This is a genomic window from Acidimicrobiales bacterium (assembly GCA_035531755.1).
Taxonomy (GTDB): Bacteria; Actinomycetota; Acidimicrobiia; order Acidimicrobiales; family UBA8190; genus DATKSK01.
This window is the reverse complement of sequence record DATKSK010000066.1, coordinates 1-19,215: the sequence shown is the minus strand read 5'-3', so window position 1 is coordinate 19,215 and position 19,215 is coordinate 1. Positions and strand designations below refer to the sequence as shown.

The following is a 19,215-nucleotide window of genomic DNA, read 5'->3' as shown; positions in this document are numbered from 1 at the left end:
CGTGGTAGACAAGCCCGGTGACCACGCTGCGGACTCGGCCGAGCACGGGCGTCGCCGCCACGCCGGGCCACGCCAGACCGTCTCGATGGGGCCACCACGCTGAGATCCTGCTCGTCAGCTTCGCCGCCCTGCTGATCGAGATCTGTTACACGCGGGTCATCTCCTACAAGCTCTTCTACTACTACACGTACCTCATCATCGGCCTCGCACTGCTCGGCATCGGCACGGGTGGTGTCCTGGTGGCGGTGTCGGCGCGGCTGCGCCGGGCGCGCACGGACACGGTCCTTCTGTGGAGCTTCCTCCTGGGCGCGCTGTGCGTAGTGGCGAGTTACGTCGTGGTGGCCCACATCTCGCTCGACACCCTCTCGATCTGGCGGTACGGAACGACGGGGGCGAAGAGCATGGGGGACCTGCTCGCCATCTGCCTCCTCGTCTTCGTGCCCTTCGTGGCCCCCGGCGTCATCGTCGCCACCCTCTTCGGGCGACGGCCCGAAGGCGTCGGCGGCCTGTACTTCGCCGACCTCCTGGGCGCGGGCCTCGCCTGCGCCATCGTGATCACGCTCACCGGCTCCATCGGGCCGCCGGCGACCATCATGCTGGCGGCGGCGGTGCTCTTCGTCGGGGCGGCCGTCGTGATGTGGCGTGTGCGTCCCCGGGCCGCGCCCGTCATGGTCGTCCTGGCCGGGCTCACCGCTGTCCTCGTGGCCGCTCCGAGCATCCTCCCGGCACAGCGGCTCGACACCACCAAGGCGAGCATCCTCGTCGGCACACCCATCTATTCGGCGTGGAGCCCGATCTTCCGTGTGGACGCCCTCCAGTCGACCCCCGACGTCCGCACCCTCTACCACGACGGCATCATCGGTTCCGCCATCTACCGGTGGGACGGCCACGTGTCGTCGCTCGCCCACTACGATTTCGGCGCCGACCCGCGGGCGATCCCCTTCGCCGTCACCGGGACGCCACCGAAGCAGGAGGCCGTCATCGGCGCCGCCGGCGGGCACGAGGTCCTCGCCTCGCTGTGGTTCGGAGCGGCGCACGTCGACGCCGTCGAGCTCAATCCGGTGACGTACTCGCTCGTCACGACGACCTTCGCCGACTTCGACGGCCACCTCGCCCAGAACCCGGCCGTGAACTACGTCAACGGTGACGGCCGCTCCTACCTGGCGCGCACCGACCGCAAGTACGACATGATCTGGTACCCGGCGCCGGACAGCTACGCGGCCACGAACGCCGCCACCGCCAGTGCCTTCGTGCTCTCCGAGAGCTACCTGTACACGACCGACGCCATCGTCGACAGCCTGAAGCACCTCACCGGTGACGGGATCTTCGTGGCCCAGTTCGGCGAGATCGACTACCAGCACAAGCCGTATCGGACGACGCGCTTCGTCGCCACCGCCCGCCAGGCCCTCACGAACCTCGGCATCACCGATCCCGGCGCCCACATCATGGTGGCGACGTCGCCGGCGCACCTGCTCGGATCGTTCACCCTGTCGACGATCCTCGTGAAACGCTCCGCCTTCACCCCGGCCGAGGTGAACCGGTTCGTGGCGTCGCTCGCCTCGGTCCCGGGGACGAGCCTGCAGTACGCTCCCGGGCGGGCGGTGCCCCGGAACCCCGTCGACACGGTGGCGTCGAGCACCGCCGCACAGCTACGGGCCTTCTACGCCTCCTACACGTACAACGTCGTCCCCACGACGGACAACGACCCCTTCTTCTGGCACGTGGCGCGTTTCGGCACCGTCCTGCGCGACTACTTCCACCCCATCACGAGCCAGGACCGCGAGGACCAGGTGGGAGAGCGAGTGCTCATCCTGCTCCTCGTGCTGTCCGTGGTGATCTCGGCACTGTTCCTGCTGCTGCCGTTCGTGGCCGTGCGCAAGGACTGGCGCCGCATGCCGCGCAAGGCGGGCTCGGCCCTGTTCTTCGCGGCCGTCGGGCTCGGCTTCATGTTCTTCGAGGTCACGCTCATGCAGCTGCTCAACCTGTTCCTGGGCTACCCGACCTACGCGCTGACGGTGACGCTGATGTCGATCCTCGTCTTCACCGGGATCGGCGCCCTGGCGAGCAGCCGCCAGGACGGCCACCGGGCCACCGTCCCGGTTCTGCTCGTCGCCCTCACCGCGTTGACCGCCTTCTACCTGTTCGGGCTCACACCACTCACCAACGCGCTGCTCGGCCTCCCCATGGCGGTGCGCGTGCCCATCGCCTTCGGCCTGCTCGCACCGCTCGGGCTGTGCCTCGGGATGTTCATGCCCCTGGGGTTGCGCGCCGTGTCGCGCCTCAGCGACACGCCTCGCGAATACGTCGCCTGGGGCTGGGCCGTGAACGGCTTCGCCTCGGTCGTCGGCGCCGTGCTGGCCACGCTGCTGGCCATGATCTTCGGGTTCCACGTGGTGCTCGGCCTCGGGTTGGTGGCATACCTGATCGCCCTGGTGGCGTGGCGCCGCGTGTCACGAGCACCGGCGCCCTCGGGCGCGGCGTGACCGCCCGCGGCAGCCGGGACGAGCCTCGCCCGGCGGTTACCATGGGCCGGGATGGTCACCGCCCAGGGTGAGACGGAGACGTCCTTCGCCGGCCCGGACAACTGGGGGCTGCGCCGTTCGATCGAACTCTTCCGGGCCTTCCGTGGCGGGCATTCGGAGTTCGACCGCTTCTACCGGACCGATCCGCAGGAGTTCTACCGGTTCCAGGCGGCCGACACGGTCGCGCAGCTGCGCCGGTACACCACGGTCGCGGGGAAGCTCGTGCTCGACATCGGGGGGGGACCGGGCTACTTCACCGAGGCGCTCACGCGGGCCGGGGCGCGCTGCGTCCTGGTCGAGCCCGAGGCGGGCGCCGCCGCCCGGCCGGAACCGCCCGAGCCCGGCCCCCCGACCGACGGTGCGCCGCCATCGGAGGACGCCGTGCGCCAACTCCACGACTGGCACATCACGCCGGGCCGGCTGGCCCCCGGACGGACCATCGCCGGCGACGGGAACGTGTTGCCGATACCCGACGGCGTCGCCGACCTGACCTTCTCGTCGAACGTCCTCGAGCACGTGGCGTCACCGGCCGTCTTCATGGACGAGCTCATCAGGGTCACCCGGCCCGGGGGCCTGCTGTACGTGTCGTTCACGGCGTGGTACTCCCCCTGGGGTGGCCACGAGACGGCCCCCTGGCACTTCCTCGGCGGGCACCGCGCCGCTCGTCGCTACGAGCGGCACTTCGGCCGGCCGCCGGGCAACCTCTTCGGGTCCTCGCTGTTCGCGTGCCACGTCGGCCCCACGTTGCGCCTGGCCCGGTCGCATCCCGGGGTCGACGTCGTCGACGCCCTGCCGCGCTACTACCCCGACTGGATGCGCTGGATCGTCCACGTGCCGGCCGTCCGGGAGCTGGCGACGTGGAACCTGCTCCTGGTGCTGCGCCGCCGCCCCGCAGGCTCGTGAGTCGGCGGCGGCGGCGCAGCGAGGAGCGCCGACCTGCCGAGCACGAACCGCCCGACCGGTTGGCAGACCGTGGCGCCGTGCCGCTTCCCGTGACGGCGCCGCCCCCCGTGACGGCGGTGCCCCGGGCGCGTGCGGGCCGGTGGTGGGTGTGGCTCGGGGCCATCACCCTCATGGGGTTCGGGATCCGGTTGGCCACCGTCCTCGGGCGCCCCGACCGCAAGCCCGGCGGGGACGCCTACTACTTCCACAATGCCGCCAACCTCCTCGTGTCGGGCCACGGCTTCATCGACCCGTGGCACTACAACGCCCTGGAGCATTCGGTCGTGCAGACCGCAGACTGGCCACCGCTGTTCGTCTTCGTGCTCGCCGCCACCTCGGTGGTCGGCCTGAAGTCCTTCTTCGCCCACCGCGTGTGGTGCTGCGTCATCGGTGCCGCCGCCGTCACCGTGGGCGGGCTGACCGGGCGCGAGATCGCCGGGCGCCGTGCCGGGCTCATCGCCGCCTTCCTGGTGGCGGTGTACCCCAACATCTGGATGAGCGACGAGCTCGCCCTCTCCGAGACCCTCACCCCGCTGCTCGTGGCCGGCGTCCTGCTCTGCGCGTACCGGTTCTGGAAGCGCCCCTCGACGGGCTCGGTGCTCGCCCTCGGTGCCGTCATGGGCCTGGCCGCGCTCGGTCGCGACGAGCTCGCCCTGCTGCTCCCGCTGATCCTCTTCCCCCTGGCCCTGGCGGCCCGCCTCCGCTGGCGCCGGCGGCTGGCGCTGCTCGGGCTCGGCACGCTCACGGCGCTCACCGTGGTGGCGCCCTGGGTGGGCTACAACATGAGCCGCTTCACCAAACCCACCTTCATCAGCTCGGGCCTCGGGATCACCCTGGCCTCCGCCAACTGCGACGTGACGTGGTCGGGGACGTTCGAGGGCTACTGGTCGCTGACGTGCTCGTTGCACGCACCCGTCAACCCGCACGCCGACAAGTCGGTGCAGTCGGCGCAGGCGCAGACCGACGCCTTGCGCTACATCCGGGCCCACGAGAACCGCCTGCTGCCCGTGGAGCTCGCCCGCCTCGGGCGGGCCTTCGGCGCCTTCCATCCGGCCATGCAGGTATGGCTCGACTACTACGTCGAGACGCGCCCGTACCACTGGGCGCTCGTCGGCCTCGGGATGTACTACGGCCTTGTCGCGCTCTCCGTCGGCGGCCTCGTCGTCCTGCGGCGCCGCCGCGTGCCGGTGTTCCCGCTCGTCGCGGTGGGGATCGACGTGGCCGCCACGGTGCTCGTGAGCTTCGGTCAGACGCGCTACCGCACCGCCTTCGAGGTGTCGCTGGTACTGCTCGGGGCCGTGCAGCTCGACTGGCTGTGGGGCCGGCTGCGGCGCACCGGGTCCCCACCCGACGTCGTGCTCGGGCGGCGCCATCCCGCCGACACCGGCGCGCCCCGCGGCGCCGCCCCCGACGCCACCAGCCCGTCCGGCTCCTCCGTCGACCGCGCCACGCCCGACGACCACCCGCCGGCGGTCACCGGGCCCCTCACACCGTTCCCGGCGTCGCCGGTGTCGGCGCCGTAGGCGCCGGTGGTGGTCGCCGTCCTGGCGATCTCACCTGGGCTCTTCGACCGCCTCGCCCGGGCCCTCGGCGTCATCAGCCCCCCGGCCCTGCTCACCGTGCTGGCCGCCCTCGTCCTCCTGACGGTCTGCGTCTACCTGCGCTCGCAGCTGCGCAGGCTCGAGGACATGACCGGTGTCTTCGCCGAGGAGCTCGCCCTGCTCCGCAAGGACGTCGCCGACGGCGGCGGGGGCTCCGGCTGACACCGCAGTCGGCCCGGCCCGGCCGCGTGCCCTGGCGCCGGGCCGCGGGATCCGGCTCCACCACCCCAGCCGGTCCTTCAAGCCGAGGATGGGCCGCTCCACGATCACATAGCTGGCGATGGCGGAGATCAGGCCCATGCCGAAGACGACGGCGAACATCCCGAGCAGCGGCAGGCGGAACAGCAGCCCCGTCCACTTGACGAACAGCGTGGCCCACGCCTGGTGCCACAGGTAGAGGCCGTAGGACACGATGCCGAGGGCCACCACGGGCTTCCACGTGAGCGCCCCGCGGATCACACCGCGGTGCTGGGGGCCGAAGACCGCCGGCAGCAGCAGGAAGAACGCGAACAGGCCGTACAGCACCTCCTGCTCGACGCCGCGCCCCGGCGAGCTGTGCACGAGCGGGAGCCGCGAGATCCCGATGTGCGACACCGACCACAGCATCGCCAGCGCCAGCCCCCAGCTGACCCACGGCATGGCCGGGTGCCAGAGCCACCGGGGCTCGCGGTGGCGGTGTGCCAGCCAGCTGCTCGCCAGGGCCAGGAACATGCCGAGCGCGAAGAGGTCGAGGTACGCGGGCAGTGTCGTCTCCATGGCGCCCGCCGCGCCCGAGTGGGAGTGGAGCAACCAGAAACGCAGGCCGATCCCGATGGTGTAGAGCACGACGAGGACCATGACCTCGCGGCGCATCTGGTGACGGTCGGAGCGGCGCCGCGCGTTCACCGCCATGGCGAACAGGGGCAGGAAGAAGTAGAAGGAGATCTCGGTGCACAGGGACCACGCCTGCGTGATCCCCGACAACGAGTGCTTCGGGAAGTAGATCTGCAGCAGGCCCAGGTAGATCAGCACCGAGTGCCACCCGGGATAGATCTTGTTGGCGTGCAGGACATAGCTCGTCACCACGAACGCCAGCCAGTACGCCGGGAGGATGCGCAGCAGGCGCCGCGCCCAGAAGGTCCCCACGGCCGGCGGCGCCCCGCCGGCGATGTGCGACGCCGCGAAGGGCCGGTAGAGCAGGAACCCCGAGATGAGGAAGAACACCGACACGCCGATCTCGAGGCGGGCGGTGTAGATGCCGTACGAACTTCGCAGGGTGAACCCCGAGTCGAACCCCGTGTGCACCAGGACGACGAGGACCGCTGCGATGGCACGCAGCCCGTCGAAGCAGGGGAAGTGCCGGGGCCGGACGCCCGGTATGCCGCTCTCGGGGCTCCGGAGATCCGGTGCCGCCGCGCCGTCGACCGGTTCGTCGATCGCCTCGGCAGCGGGAAGGGGCGCGGCGTCCACCATCAGTCGTTCGACCGTACCATGGCCGCTCTCACTCGGGCCGACGAATGTGCCTGCCCCGTGCAGGGTGGTTGGGGCTCGTCCGCCGTCCCGACCGGGGCGCGCCGCGGGCGCGACGGTCACGGACCTCCTGCACCAGTGCGTCGGCGCCGAGCACCGCCACGGCGATCCACGCCAGCGTGCTCGCCGTCTCGACATGGTTGGGCCACCCGAAGTCGGCGGCGTAGTGGAACGTGCGCTGGGCACTGGTCACCATGCGGTCCACGGCGACGAGCAGTCCCACCGACCCGACGGCGAGCACGACCCTCCCGTAGCCGGTGGCGGCGGCCAGGAAGGCGGCCGCGGCCACCGGGAGACCGGCGCCCGGGGTGACGACGGCGGCGGTGACCCCCCCGGCCACGACGGGCACGACGACCAGGCCCACCCACCCCGGCCGCGCCCCCGACGATCGCAACGGCGAGCCGAGCAGGGGGGAGCGCTCGGCGGCCGTGTCGGACGCCCCCGGTGGCGCGCCGTGGAGTCGTGCCGAGACGGTGCCCGGCGCCGAGGCCCGACGGTAGGCTCCGGCGGGGCCGATGGGCACGGCGACGCCCGGCTCCTCCGGCCGCGCACGGCGGCGCGGCCTCGCCCGCACCGACCGGGCGAGCCGACGCAGCCTCGCCCGCCATCGCCGCGGCAGGCAGCCCAGGGCAAGGCACAGCGCCAGCGACACCCCGGATACCACCAACGACGCCGACACCAGCCGCTGCGGCGTCCACTGCAGCATGATGACCATGTCGTGGCCCGCGGTGGCGGGGGTCACCAACCACCCGTTGGCGTAGCCGTCGACGAGCTGCGGCGGGCCCAGGTCCGCGCCGGTGCCGGTGATGGCGTGCCACCCGGCGTTGGTGCTCTCACCGAGCACCATCCAGAACGGCCGCGTCGGATGGTGGACCACGACCTTCGCCGCCGTCGCCGAGGAGTGCACGACCGTGAGCGTCGGCGCCGGCCCCGACTCGACGGGCTGCGCCCGCCCCGTCGCCCCGGTCGCCAGCGCGGACCCGCCCGGGCCCGAGTCGAGCACGAGGCTGTCGATGTTCACGTCGACGCCCGGCGGGAACCCCGGTTGGGTCTGCAGCTCGTGCGGGCCGGCGCCGAGGGTGATGCCGTCGGTGGCGCTGCCACAGCCGTGCACCCCGACGGCGTCGAGGGCCTCGGCGGCCGCCGTCGTGCCCGTGATGCTCACCGGCACCGGCACGCCGTCCACGGTGAGCAGGTCGCTCCGGCACGTCCCGGGCAGCGCGGCGGGGGCGGCGACGGCCCGGGGCATGCCGGGGATGGTCACCTCGGCGATGCCGAGAGGCAGGCCCACCTGCGTGTCGGAGTAGTAGTCGAGATCGGTCACCTGCCGCACCGTGCCGAAGGTGAGCCGCACGTCGGTGCCGGTCAGCGCGGGGAACGTCAGCGTGACCGTCTGCGTCGCCCACGGCTGCGTGCTGTCGGACAGGGCCGGCACGGGGACCGTCCGGCTCTGGCCCCCCGCGCTGACGGTCACCGACGTCGGCACCGAATGCCGGCCGTCGGCGACGACGGACATCGACAGGTGGTCGAACGTGAGCGGGCGCGCCAGGTCGTACTCGAGCCAGTTGCCGGCCTGCGGCCCCAGCCCGGGGCTCCACACCGTGGCCTGGTCGCCGTCGAGCGTCGACGACGCCCGGTCCTGCAACGCGCCGGGGAGCCGGCCCGACGAGTACGCCGCCTCGACACCGGGGACGGTCGTCCCGAGCAGCCGGTCGATGTCGTCGTCGGGGACCAGCGGCGACAGCTCGGCGGTGCCGCTCACCGAGAACGACCGCGCTGTGGGCAGCGTGAAGAAGCGGGCGATGTCGATCTCAGGGTCGGTGCGCGGCGGGACGGGGGCCGCGGTCTGGCGTGTCATCACGAGGGTCAGGCGGTGCGACGCGGAGGACGCGCCGGCCGCCGTCAACAGGTCCTGCGGCATGCGGAGCACCTCGTCGACCTGTTGGCCGCCGAGACGGACCTCGGCGAAGCCCACGCCCGACATCCCGTCGGTCGAGCGCTGGCCGCTCGTGTTCGTCCTGTCGATGGTGATCTGCAGCGTGGTGAACGTCCGCGTGGAAAAGGACACGGTCTGCCCCGCCGAGGTCCGCGACGTGCCGTCGAGGTCGACCGTGATCGGCCGGCCGCCGTCGAAGCGCAAGGTGGCGCGGGTGATCCACCGGTCACGTGGTCCATAGAGCGGCTGCACGAGGTTGACGTGGTCGGTGGTGAGGGGGTGGTCGAGCGTGATCCGCAGGAACTGGCCCACCGGGTCGTCGAAGGCGCCCACCGTCCACACCGTGCGGAGGTTGCCGTCCATCGCCTGGTCGGGCCGGTCCTCGGGCACGTAGGTGATGGGGTTGCCGTAGCCGCTCGCCTGCACGCTCTTCACCCCGAGCTGCACGGCCACCGTCCTGCTCGTGTCCCCGGCGGCCGCGGGGAACAGCGGCAGCCGGGCGTCGCGGCTGTCGGGGACGAGTGCCTTCTCGCCGGCCATCTCGGTGTACCCGACGTTCTCGCGCACGGTGCCGAACTGCTCGGCCTGGCGCCGGTTGGTGTCGGTGACCACCAGGTCGGCACCCCGGGCCACCTGGCGCTGCAGCTCGGCCGGCTGCGATGCGAACGACGGCGAATAGAAGACGGTCGCCTGCCCGTCGAGCAGGCCGGCGCCGGCGGCCGCCACCAGTCCGGTGCCGTCACCGTCGACGAGCATCGGGGTGGTGGCGCCCTCGGTCCGCAGGATGGGGCGGGCGTTCGCCACGGGGAAGGCCACCACCGGTGCCGGATAGGCGGCGTCGTGGGGGAGGCCCAGCGCCGTCTCGTCGATCTCCGGGTACTTCCTCGGCGAGGCCGCCGTGACCCTGGGGCTGCCGAACCCGATGGGGGCGCCCAGCCCGGGCGGCGGAGGGTCGAGCTTCTGCCACAGGGCCTGGGGGCGGGGCGTGTCGTAGTGCTCGTACTGAAAGTCGGACTCGAGCACGAGATCGCCGGCGCTCATCAGGCGGAGCATGGGAGCGAGTGCCGAGGGGTCGAAGGTGCCGGCCTGGACGCCCTCGTCGACCGCTCCCAGCAGGTCGGCCGACCCCGGCGAGCCGTAGGGCACGAGGCCCCGGTCCACCTCGGGGCGGGTCATGAGGCCGGGCAGCACCGGCTCGAGCGTGGTGCCCCAGTTGTAGACGGCGAAGTCGATGCCGGGCTCGGTCAGGACGCGGGTCTGGTGGGCCCCGGGCTGGTTGTCGAGGTAGTCGGCCGCCTGCGTCAGGTACGAGGGGATGTGTTCGGGCCTGCTCAGGTTGGCGGCGACGAATTGCCCCGTCCACAGCGCGGGAAGGTCAGCGGCCACGAGGCCGGTCGCCGCGGCGGCCGCCACCACCCCCGCGATCCTCCACCGGCGGGCGAGGGCGGCGACGCCCGCCCCGAGGAGCACGGCCACCCCGAGGACGACGAGCGGCGTGGCACGGTTGGTGCTGCGCAGGGCCAGACCCACCGTCGAGCCGGTGGCCCCCGCCTTGATCAGGCGACCCAGCGGCGAGGGGTCCGACAGCGGGTGCGCGCCGACGGACATGATCGTGCCCACCACGATCAGGGTCACGAAGAACGCCCGCTCGCGCCACCGGGTCACGAACGCGGCCAGGAACGCCGCGGCCGGGACGGCGAAGCTCACCGCCAGGAGCCACACCGACGTCATGTAGGGACCCGCCATCGGCAGGTACAGACCCACCTTGTCGACGCCGTAGAAGAACCAGTAGCCGAGGCCCCGCAGCGTCTCCGACGCCAGGCTCGTGCGCGCCACGGTGGGGATCGTCTCGGTGTAGCGCAAGATGTCCATGCCGTAGGTGCCCTCGACGGCGAGCCCCGTCGCCCACCACAGTGACACCGCCGCGCTGAGCACCCCGATCTCGAGCGTGGTCGCCAGCGCCCGGCGCCAGTCCACGCGGCGGGCGACGAGCTCCCACAGCACCCACAGCACGGGCCCCACGCCCACCAGCACCAGGGAGGCGGCGTTCGTGCTCCCGACCAGCGCCACCACCACGGCGAAGAGCGCGGGATGCCGCCACCCGCCGTGGCGCAGGGCCCGGGCCACGAGCCCGATCATCCACGGGAGCCCCACCCACGGCAGCAGCAACACCGACGCCCGGGCCTCGTTCTGCAGCACGTAGGGCGAGAGCATGTAGGCGAAGGCCGCCACCATGGCGCCCACGCCGCCCAGCGTGCCCATGTCGAGCGACCCGGCCCCCGGCGTGGTGGTCACCGGCGACAGGGTGCGCAGGAGGAACAGCACGCCCGCGCCGGCCAGGAAGAGCAGGCTGCCCGTCCACAGGCGCTGGGCCACCCACGTGGGCACCCCGAGGCCCTGCATCGACGCGTAGTAGGGGCCCATGGGGAGGAGGTAGCCGATGTATTGGTGCGTGACCGACCCCATGGCGACGTCGGGGTCCCACATGGACGCCACCTGCGACATGAACCGCGCCGGGTGGAGGTAGAGGTAGAGCTTCGTGTCCGCGCCCACCTGCCCCGGTGCGGTACGCAGGAGCGGGACGTACGCCACCGCGGCCAGCACGAGGTGCCCGGACCAGGTAGCCACGACGCGGCGCCCGGAGCGTGGCGGGCGGGGGGTGCTCGGCTCGTCGGCGGGCGGGCGGGTTCGGGTCACGGTTCGAGGTGGCGCGGCGCCCCCGCGGCACGAGCGCTCGAAACCTCGGGGCGGCCGGGTGGCAGCCTACGAGGTGCCCGCCCGCCATTGCCTGACGGTCCCGCGGCGGCCGCCGTCCCCACCCCCCGGCGAGCAGGCGAGTAGAACGGGGGCACATCGCGGCTTCCGGCGGCGAACGCGGGCAGGGCACATGAGCGGCGGGCTGCGGACCGATCTCTACGAGCTGAACATGGCGGCGAGCTACCTGCGCCACGCCATGAACGACACCGCCACGTTCAGCCTCTTCGTCCGGGCGCTCCCGCCCGAGCGGGGCTTCCTGGTGGCGGCGGGGCTCGGTGCCTGTCTCGACTGGCTCGAGCAGTTCCGCTTCGACGCCGAAGAGCTCGAGTACCTGGCCACGGTGGGCTTCGACGACGCCAGCCTCGAGGCCTTCTCGACGCTGCGCTTCACCGGTGACGTGTGGGCGGTCCCCGAGGGCCGCATCGTGTTCGCCCAGGAGCCCCTGCTCGAGGTCACCGCGCCTGTCGCCGAGGCACAGCTGGCCGAGACGGTCCTGCTCAACCAGATCACCTTCCAGACCACGCTGGCCTCGAAGGCGGCGCGCTGCCGCCTGGCCGCCGCCGACCGCCTCGATCTCGTGGAGTTCGGGCTGCGGCGGACCCAGGGGATCGAGGCCGGCATGGCGGCGGCACGCGTGGCGGCCATGGTGGGGTTCGTCGCCACCAGCAACGTGGAGGCGGCCCGGCGCTACGGGCTGCGCCCGTCGGGGACCATGGCCCACTCCTTCGTCGAGGCGTTCCCGACCGAGATCGACGCCTTCCGCACCTACGCCCGCGACCATCCCCGGGGGGTGACGCTCCTCGTCGACACCTACGACACCTCGACGGGCATGGCCAACGCCATCACCGTGATCACCGAGCTCGGCCTGGGCGAGGACGCCGCTGTGCGGCTCGACAGCGGCGACCTCGGCGCACTGGCCCACCAGGCCCGTCGCATGCTCGACGCCGCCGGGCTTCCCCGGGTCCGCATCCTCGTCTCCGGAGGCCTCGACGAGCACGACCTGGCCCGGCTGGTGGCCGACGGCGCCCCGGTGGACGCGGCGGGCGTCGGGACGCGCCTCGGGGTGTCCGCGGACGCCCCCTTCCTCGACAGCGCCTACAAGCTCGTCTCGTTCGCCGGCCGCCCGGTGATGAAGCTGTCACCGGGGAAGGTGTCGCTCCCCGGTGCGAAACAGGTATTCCGGGGCCCTTCGATGCGCGACACGATCGGCCTCCGTGACGAGGAACCGCCCGTCGGGACACGCCCGCTGCTCGAGCCGGTCATGCACGGCGGCCGGCGCGTCGACCCGGTGGTGGCGACCGTCCCCGCGGGCGGCCCGGTGGCCGACATCACGGCCGCCCGGGCGCGCTTCGAAGCCGACCTCGCCGACCTCCCGCCGGGGGCACGCGCCCTGGACGCACCGCAGGCCGTCGTCCCCGGATCGACAGCCGCCCTGCGGAGCACGGCCGAACGGGCGGAAGCCGCCGCACGTCGATCAGGTGGTGTGCCGCCATCGTGAGCGCCCCGTCGTGAGCGCCGGCGGTCCGCCGGGCGGGGACCTCGGGCTCCGTTCGTGGTCCGATCGCGCCATCGTGGGACTGGCGCTCATGGCGCTCGCCTCGGGATTCGGGCAGTTCGGCGCGGTGGCGGCACTGGGCGACGTGGCCGCGCACTTCGGCCGCATCGTCCACGGCAGGACGATCGCCGACCAGACCGGGCTGTCGCTCACGTCCCTCGGGGTGGGGCTCGCCGTCCTGCGACTGGCCTCGCTCGGTGGCCTCCCCCTCGCCGGCCTCGCCGACCGCTACGGGCGCCGGTTCATGCTCCTGGTGACCTGCACCCTGGGGCTCACCTTCACCGTCCTGGCGTCGGCCTCGCCCGGCTACTGGTGGTTCGTGGTCATCTTCGCGCTCGGCCGCCCGCTGCTGAGTGCCACCAACGCCGTCGCCCAGGTCAGCGCGGCCGAGGAAACCGGCACCTGGGACCGCGCCCGGGCCATCGCCCTCATCGCCGCCGGCTACGGCGTGGGCTCGGGCCTGACGGCGGTGATCCACGGCCTCGCCAAGTCGACCCTCGGGTTCCGGGGGCTCTTCGCCCTGGCCGTCATCCCGCTCCTGGCCATGCTCTTCATCCGGCGGTGGCTCGTCGAGCCCGGTCGCTTCGCCATCGCGGCCGCGGCGGTCGAACACCCCGTGCCGGTGTTCGGCGCGGTGGCACCCGCCTACCGCTGGCGCCTGCTCACGGTGGCGTCGCTGGCGTTCGCCGTCGCCGTGGTGACCGGCCCCGCCACGGGCTTCGTCTTCCTGTACGCGCAGAACGTCCTGAAGATGTCCGGCGACCAGACCGCCGCCATGGTGGCCGCGGCGGCGGCCTTCGGGTTGACGGGGCTGTTGCTCGGCCGGTTCCTGGCGGACCGGGTGGGGCGCCGTCCCACGGGCGCCCTCGCCATGCTGGCCATGGCCCTCACCGGCATGCTGGCCTACAGCGGGTCGCGCCTGGCGCTGCTCGTCGGCTACGAGCTGGCGGTGCTGGCGGCGGCGACCTTCGCCCCGGCGGCCGGCGCGCTCGCCAACGAGCTCTTCCCGACCTCGGTCCGGGCCTCGGTGGCGGGCTGGAACGTGGCCGCCAGCGTCGCCGGCGCCGTGACCGGCCTCGTCACCTTCGGGACCGTCGGCCAGATCGGGAACCAATTCGGGTTGGCCGCCGCCGTCACGTTCCTTCCCGTGGTGCTCGCCACCGCGTTGTTCGCGCTCCTCCCCGAGACCATGGGCCGCGAGCCCGAGGACCTGTGGCCCGGCACGGCGTAGCGCATGGCGTCGCGCCCGGCGTCGGGCCCGGTGGGGGAACTACCGTCGGCGTCGTGGACATCTCCGACGCCCTGCGCACCACGGGGGCGGTGCGCTCCTTCACCTCCGACCCGGTCGGTGACGACGTTGCCTACCGCCTCCTCGACACCGCCCGTTTCGCGCCCAGCGGGGGCAACCGCCAGGCGTGGCGGGTGGTGGTCGTGCGCGATCCGGCGCGCAAGGCGGCGCTGCGCGACCTCTACCTGCCGGGCTGGTACGAGTACCTGGCGCAGGGGGCGGCCGGTCTCGTGCCGTGGGCCCCGGTCACCGACGGGGAGGCCGAGCGGCGCGCCCTCGCCGAGGCCCCGGCCGTGGCGGCCGCGGCGGCGGCGGGGCCGGGGGGATTCGCCGAGCATCTCGACCAGGTGCCGCTCCTGCTGCTCGTCCTCGCCGACCTGCGCAAGCTGGCCACCGTCGACCGGGGCTTCGACCGCTACACGCTCGTGGGGGGGGCGTCGGTCTACCCCTTCGTGTGGAGCCTGCTCCTGGCGGCGCGCGGCGAGGGTCTCGCCGGGGTCATGACGACGATGGTGGTGCGGCGCGAGCCCGAGGTGCGCACCCTGTTCGCCGTGCCCGGGCACATGGCGGTGGCGGCCCTGGTGGCCCTGGGCCGGCCCGTCCACCAGCCGCGCCGCCTGACGCGCCAGGCCGTCGAGGAATTCGCCACCGTCGACCGGTTCGACGGGCCCGCGCTGCGCGGGCCGGCCTGAACGCCCGCCGCCAGGGCATCGCGGCGACGTGGCGCGCCGGCGCACCGAGGTGATCGAATTCCGGGTGGAGGACACCGGCGCCGTGGTGCGCGCCATGGACGACCTGGCGACGCGCCACGACGGCTGGCTGAACCTCCACCCCCACGTGCGCCCCGAGGACGAGCCGCCCCCGCAACGGGGGTTGGGCACGATGCTCCTGGCGGGCGCGGTGCACGACGTCCCCGTGTGCACCTGGGTGGCGGGAAAGGTCGGGCGCAACGGTGTGCAGCCGGACTCGGTGGGGGTGCAGCACGCCGTGGGCACCCGGGTGCTCGCCCGGCTCACCTCGGCGGGCGTGGGGCTGCCCGAGGGCTGGCGACTGGTCCAGGACCACCCCCGCCGCGGCCTGGTGGTGACGCCGCCGACACATGCCGACCACGGCGCCGTGCTGACGTGGCTCCTCGAAGCGGGCATGGTGGTGAGCGCCGTGCGACTCACGGGGGACTGGCGCGCCGAGGTGCACCTGGCGGTGTGACTCGGCGCCGGTCGGGCGCCGGTCGGGCGCCGCCTGCGGTGTGGAATGCGCCTCAGCCGGCCACGGCCATGGCGACGACGGGTGCAGCCAGCTGCAGGGTGCCGGCCGACCCGTCGAAGGGCGCGCCACCGAAGGCGAACACGCCCCCGTCGGCGGCCGCTTCCCAGTACCCGCCGGCCACGTCGGGTGGGGGAGCGGCCAGCGCCACCACGGGGCGCGCCAGGGCGGCGCCCCCCATCGACCCCCCGTAGGGCGCGTCGAAGGCGAACACGCCCCCGTCCGCAGCGACCAGCCAGTAGCCACCCGACCCCGGGTCGGGGGTGATCGCCACCACGGGCGCGGCCAGGTGCCGGCCCCCCATCGACCCGTGGAAGTCGGCGTCGCCGAAGGCGAACACCCCGCCGTCGGACGCCACCATCCAGTACCCGAGGCCGTCGGTGGTGGGCGCCATGCCGACCACCGGCGCGGCCAGGCGCACGCGCCCGAGCGACCCGTAGAACTCGGCGTCGCCGAAGGCGAACACCCCGCCGTCGGACGCCACCTCCCAGTAGCCGCCCCCGTCGGGCGTGGGGGCCATGCCCACCACCGGGCGCGCCAGCGTCTGGCCGCCCATGGAGCCGTAGAACGGCGCCCCGCCGTAGGCGAACACCCCGCCGTCGGACGCCGCCAGCCAGTAGCCGTGGCCGGCTCCGGCCGGCACGCACCCGGCACACTGCAGCGCCGGCGGTGACACCGACCCGGTGTGTCGGGGGTCGTGGTGGAACATGGGCCACGACCCCGCGCCGACGGCGCCGGCCGCGGCGTTCTGCACCCGGTACACGGCGACGAAGCCGCGGTCCCCGCTCGGGTCGGAGGGCGCGTACGTGCCCGCCAGGACCACGTCCATCCCGCTCACCGGGTCCGGTGTCACGAGGGGGGTGCCCTGGATGTCGAGGTTGGCGACGGTGCCGTCCCAGTCGACGAACTCGCCGTCGACGTTGTCCGCCGACACCGAGGGCGGCGGCAGCAGGAGCGATCCGGTGCGCCCGTCGATGATGTTCCACCCGAACGTCGAGCCGAACACCACGTCCTGGAAGCCGGGCGTGAAGGCGGCGGTGGCCACCCCTCCGAAGATGTCCGCGGGGTTCCCGGCGACGCCGGGCACGAAGGTCTGCGACACCGGCCCCCACAGGACGGCGCCGTGGGGGTCGAGGGCGTACACCTGCCCGCCGCCGTCGGACTGGCCCTGGCCGACCCACGTGGGCTCCACCACGTCGAGTTCGCCGGGGCGGCCGTCGAGGTCCGCCAGCGCCGGGGACGCCGGCGTGTAGCCCGACAGGCTCGTCTGCCAGTCGAGGGTGCCGTCGGCGTTCAGCGCGGTGACGGCCGTGGCGTCGGCGGTGGGCTCCCGGTCGGCCCAGTACCGGCCGTGGCCGAACACCACCTTGTCACCCGAGCCGTCGAGGTCACCCACCGCCGGCGAGGAGCTGACCACCTCGTCGGTGCGGTGCACCCACAGCACGCGCCCGGTCCCGTCCTCGGCCCGCACGACGCCGCCGTTCCAGTCGTAGAGCGCGCCGGGGCCCGCGCTCGAGTCACTGCCGGCCACCACCACGGGGCGCGACCCGCCGTCGAGGTCCGCCACCGCCGCCGACGAGAAGGTGCTGTCGGCCGTCTTGCGCGGCCAGCCGAGCACGGTGGCGCCGGTGCCGGCGTCGAGCGCGTACTGCGACAGGCTGACCCCGGCGGTGACGAGCGACGGGCGTCCCGACCCGGTGATGTCGGCGGCGGGCGGCGTGGCGTACACCGCCGGGTGGGCGCCGAACCCGTCGAACTGGTCCGGGAGCGTGCGCGACCAGCGCAGCGAGCCGTCCGGGCCGAACTCGGCCACCGCTCCCTGGTCGATGTTCAGTGACGGCGGTGGCCCCGTGGTGACATCACCGGCGTCGACCACGACGTCGTCGAGGCCACCGCCCGCCGGGTCGGGCACGACCGTGGGCGACGAGTCCACCGCCATCCCCATGGAGGCGGGCCACCCGGCGACGACCGAACCGTCCGACAGGTGCAGCGCGTAGACCTGGCCGGTGTCGCGCGCCCCGACCACCACGCTCGGGCCCGACCCGTCGAGCTGCGCGAGGTTCGGCGACGACTGGAAGACCTGGCCCGGCAGGAACGTGGCCCATTTGCACGACACCTCGAGGCCGTCGCCGACCACCGTCGGGGACGACGGGCACCCCGAAGGGAGCGCACCGGCCGGCTCGGTGGCGAGCCGGCTGGTCGTGACCACCGCCACCAGCGTCGCCGCCAGCACGGCGGCCACGTGGGCGGCCACCGCCAGGCGGCGCCGTCCCGGAGTCCGGACGCGCGCCGACCTCGAATGCACGGCCCGGGTCACGGCGCGGACACTATGCCCGTCCACGGGGCGTGGGCGTGCAGTGGCTGTAGCCTGCGATGATGCCTCCCATCCGCATCGGCGTCCTCGGCGCGGCGCGCATCGCGCCGGCCGCCATCATCCGGCCCGCCCGGGCCGTCGCCGGTGCCGAGGTGGTGGCGGTGGCGGCGCGCGACCACGGCCGCGCCACGGCGTTCGCCACCAAGCACGGCGTGCCGCGCGTGCTGTCGTCCTACGACGAGCTCGTCACCGACCCCGGGATCGACGCCGTGTACAACCCGCTCCCGAACGGCCTGCACGGTCGCTGGACCATCGCCGCCCTGGCGGCCGGAAAGCACGTGCTGTGCGAGAAGCCCTTCACGGCCAACGCCGACGAGGCGCGCGCCGTCGCCGCCGCCGTCCCGCCGGGCACGGTGGTGATGGAGGCCTTCCACTACCGCTACCACCCGGTGTTCGCGCGGGCCAAGCAGCTCCTCGCCGAGGGCGCCGTCGGGGACGTGCGGCACATCGCGACCGCGCTGTGCTTCCCGCTGCCCAGGTTCGGCGACATCCGCTACCGCCTCGACCTGGCGGGTGGGGCGACCATGGACGCCGGGTGCTACGCCATCCACATGGCCCGGCACCTGGCCGACGCCGAGCCCGAGGTGGTGGCGGCGACCGCCCTGCTGCGCTCGCCGGGCGTCGACCGGGCCCTGCAGGCCGACCTGCGCTTCGCCGACGGGCGCACGGGACAGGTCACGTGCTCCATGTGGTCGCGCCGGTTGTTGCGGGTGGGCCTGCGCGTCACGGGATCGGCCGGAGAGCTGAAGGTGTTCAACCCGCTCGGGCCCAACGTCTACCACCGCATCTCGGTGCGTAGCGGGGGCCGCCGCCAGGTGGAACACCTCACCCGCCGCCCCACGTACGAGTTCCAACTCGAGGCCTTCTGCCGCGCTGTGGCGGGGGAGGAGCCGCCCATCACGGGGCCCGACGACGCCATCGCCAACATGGAGGTGATCGACGCCGCCTATCGCCGCGCCGGCCTGGAGCGGCGCGTCCCCTCCGCCTGACGTCCGGGCGCGGCGGCAGGGCTCCGGTTCGGTGCCGACCGGTCGACGCCGGGTCGGGGCGCCGGGTCGGGGCGCCGGGTCGGGACGCCGGGTCGGGACGCCGGATCCGGGACGCTCTGCGGTATACCCCCACTGGGGTCATGCCACCGAGGGGCCCTGGTCCGGTGATCGAGGCTCGCCGCTCGACCCCCCGGCATCCTCTCGTCGGGGCCCGCGGCGGCACCGAATTCTTCTCGCAATTTCCCAGGTCACTCTGGCAGTCGTCCCAGTCTCCTCCCAGGTTGATGAGCGAAACTATGGGTTCGTCCCGCCAGGGGAGGCGGACGACCTGACTGGGGGGTGGGGGCGTGCGGATCCTCGTTCTGGGCGGTGACGGGTACCTGGGGTGGCCGACGGCGCTGCACTTGAGCCGCCGGGGCCACGAGGTGGCCGTGGTCGACAACTTCGTGCGGCGGCAGTACGACTTCGAGATGGGCGTG

General features: G+C 73.5%; 11 protein-coding genes. 8 read left to right on the top strand and 3 right to left on the bottom strand.

Translation table 11 applies throughout. The features are described 5' to 3' along the window. The first annotated feature begins 17 nt into the window (after positions 1 to 17). The 3 genes from VMV22_13125 to VMV22_13115 all read left to right on the top strand — a co-directional run bounded on the left by VMV22_13125 (position 18) and on the right by VMV22_13115 (position 4,987). Positions 18 to 2,483 carry a hypothetical protein gene (locus tag VMV22_13125; GenBank protein ID HUY23272.1) on the top strand — a complete coding sequence of 822 codons (2,466 nt, stop codon included), beginning with the start codon at positions 18 to 20 and terminating at the stop codon, positions 2,481 to 2,483. A gap of 51 nt (positions 2,484 to 2,534) precedes the next feature. Continuing rightward, a complete protein-coding gene (locus tag VMV22_13120; protein ID HUY23271.1) occupies positions 2,535 to 3,425 on the top strand; it encodes a class I SAM-dependent methyltransferase in 891 nt (296 codons plus the stop codon). A gap of 77 nt (positions 3,426 to 3,502) precedes the next feature. Further along, a complete protein-coding gene (locus VMV22_13115) occupies positions 3,503 to 4,987 on the top strand; it encodes a glycosyltransferase family 39 protein (GenBank protein ID HUY23270.1) in 1,485 nt (494 codons plus the stop codon). 30 nt (positions 4,988 to 5,017) lie between these two features. Here VMV22_13115 and VMV22_13110 read toward each other — a convergent pair whose 3' ends face one another. Both VMV22_13110 and VMV22_13105 read right to left on the bottom strand, forming a co-directional pair. Then, positions 5,018 to 6,517 carry an acyltransferase gene (locus VMV22_13110; protein HUY23269.1) on the bottom strand — a complete coding sequence of 500 codons (1,500 nt, stop codon included), beginning with the start codon at positions 6,515 to 6,517 and terminating at the stop codon, positions 5,018 to 5,020. A 28-nt stretch (positions 6,518 to 6,545) separates the two neighbouring features. Then, positions 6,546 to 11,138 (bottom strand): alpha-(1->3)-arabinofuranosyltransferase family protein, encoded by a 4,593-nt coding sequence (locus VMV22_13105; protein HUY23268.1) that lies wholly within the window; start codon positions 11,136 to 11,138, stop codon positions 6,546 to 6,548. A gap of 259 nt (positions 11,139 to 11,397) precedes the next feature. On the opposite strand from VMV22_13105, the gene VMV22_13100 reads away from it, so the two are divergent. Genes VMV22_13100 through VMV22_13085 form a run of 4 tightly spaced genes read left to right on the top strand, consistent with a single transcriptional unit; the run spans position 11,398 to position 15,316 of the window. Beyond that, positions 11,398 to 12,765, top strand: coding sequence for a nicotinate phosphoribosyltransferase (locus tag VMV22_13100; protein HUY23267.1), 1,368 nt, complete (start codon positions 11,398 to 11,400; stop codon positions 12,763 to 12,765). A gap of 10 nt (positions 12,766 to 12,775) precedes the next feature. Then, positions 12,776 to 14,053, top strand: coding sequence for an MFS transporter (locus tag VMV22_13095; protein ID HUY23266.1), 1,278 nt, complete (start codon positions 12,776 to 12,778; stop codon positions 14,051 to 14,053). A gap of 53 nt (positions 14,054 to 14,106) precedes the next feature. Then, entirely contained in the window at positions 14,107 to 14,802 is a 696-nt protein-coding gene (locus tag VMV22_13090; protein ID HUY23265.1) for a nitroreductase family protein, read from the top strand. 28 nt (positions 14,803 to 14,830) lie between these two features. Continuing rightward, positions 14,831 to 15,316 (top strand): hypothetical protein, encoded by a 486-nt coding sequence (locus tag VMV22_13085; GenBank protein HUY23264.1) that lies wholly within the window; start codon positions 14,831 to 14,833, stop codon positions 15,314 to 15,316. Positions 15,317 to 15,368: 52 nt separating this feature from the next. On the opposite strand, the gene VMV22_13080 is transcribed toward VMV22_13085, so the two are convergent. Continuing rightward, positions 15,369 to 17,690, bottom strand: a complete 2,322-nt coding sequence (locus VMV22_13080) for a hypothetical protein (protein ID HUY23263.1) — start codon at positions 17,688 to 17,690, stop codon at positions 15,369 to 15,371. Positions 17,691 to 17,749: 59 nt separating this feature from the next. Here VMV22_13080 and VMV22_13075 point away from each other — a divergent pair, with 59 nt between their 5' ends. Continuing rightward, a complete protein-coding gene (locus tag VMV22_13075) occupies positions 17,750 to 18,736 on the top strand; it encodes a Gfo/Idh/MocA family oxidoreductase (protein HUY23262.1) in 987 nt (328 codons plus the stop codon). Positions 18,737 to 19,215 lie beyond the last annotated feature (479 nt).

What these genes read in the sequence shown, in the direction of transcription:
- VMV22_13120 (HUY23271.1), top strand. Translation starts at nt 2,535, where the DNA reads ATGGTCACCGCCCAGGGTGAGACGGAGACGTCCTTCGCCGGCCCGGAC.
- VMV22_13110 (HUY23269.1), bottom strand. Translation starts at nt 6,517, where the DNA reads ATGGTGGACGCCGCGCCCCTTCCCGCTGCCGAGGCGATCGACGAACCG.
- VMV22_13100 (HUY23267.1), top strand. Translation starts at nt 11,398, where the DNA reads ATGAGCGGCGGGCTGCGGACCGATCTCTACGAGCTGAACATGGCGGCG.
- VMV22_13075 (HUY23262.1), top strand. Translation starts at nt 17,750, where the DNA reads ATGCCTCCCATCCGCATCGGCGTCCTCGGCGCGGCGCGCATCGCGCCG.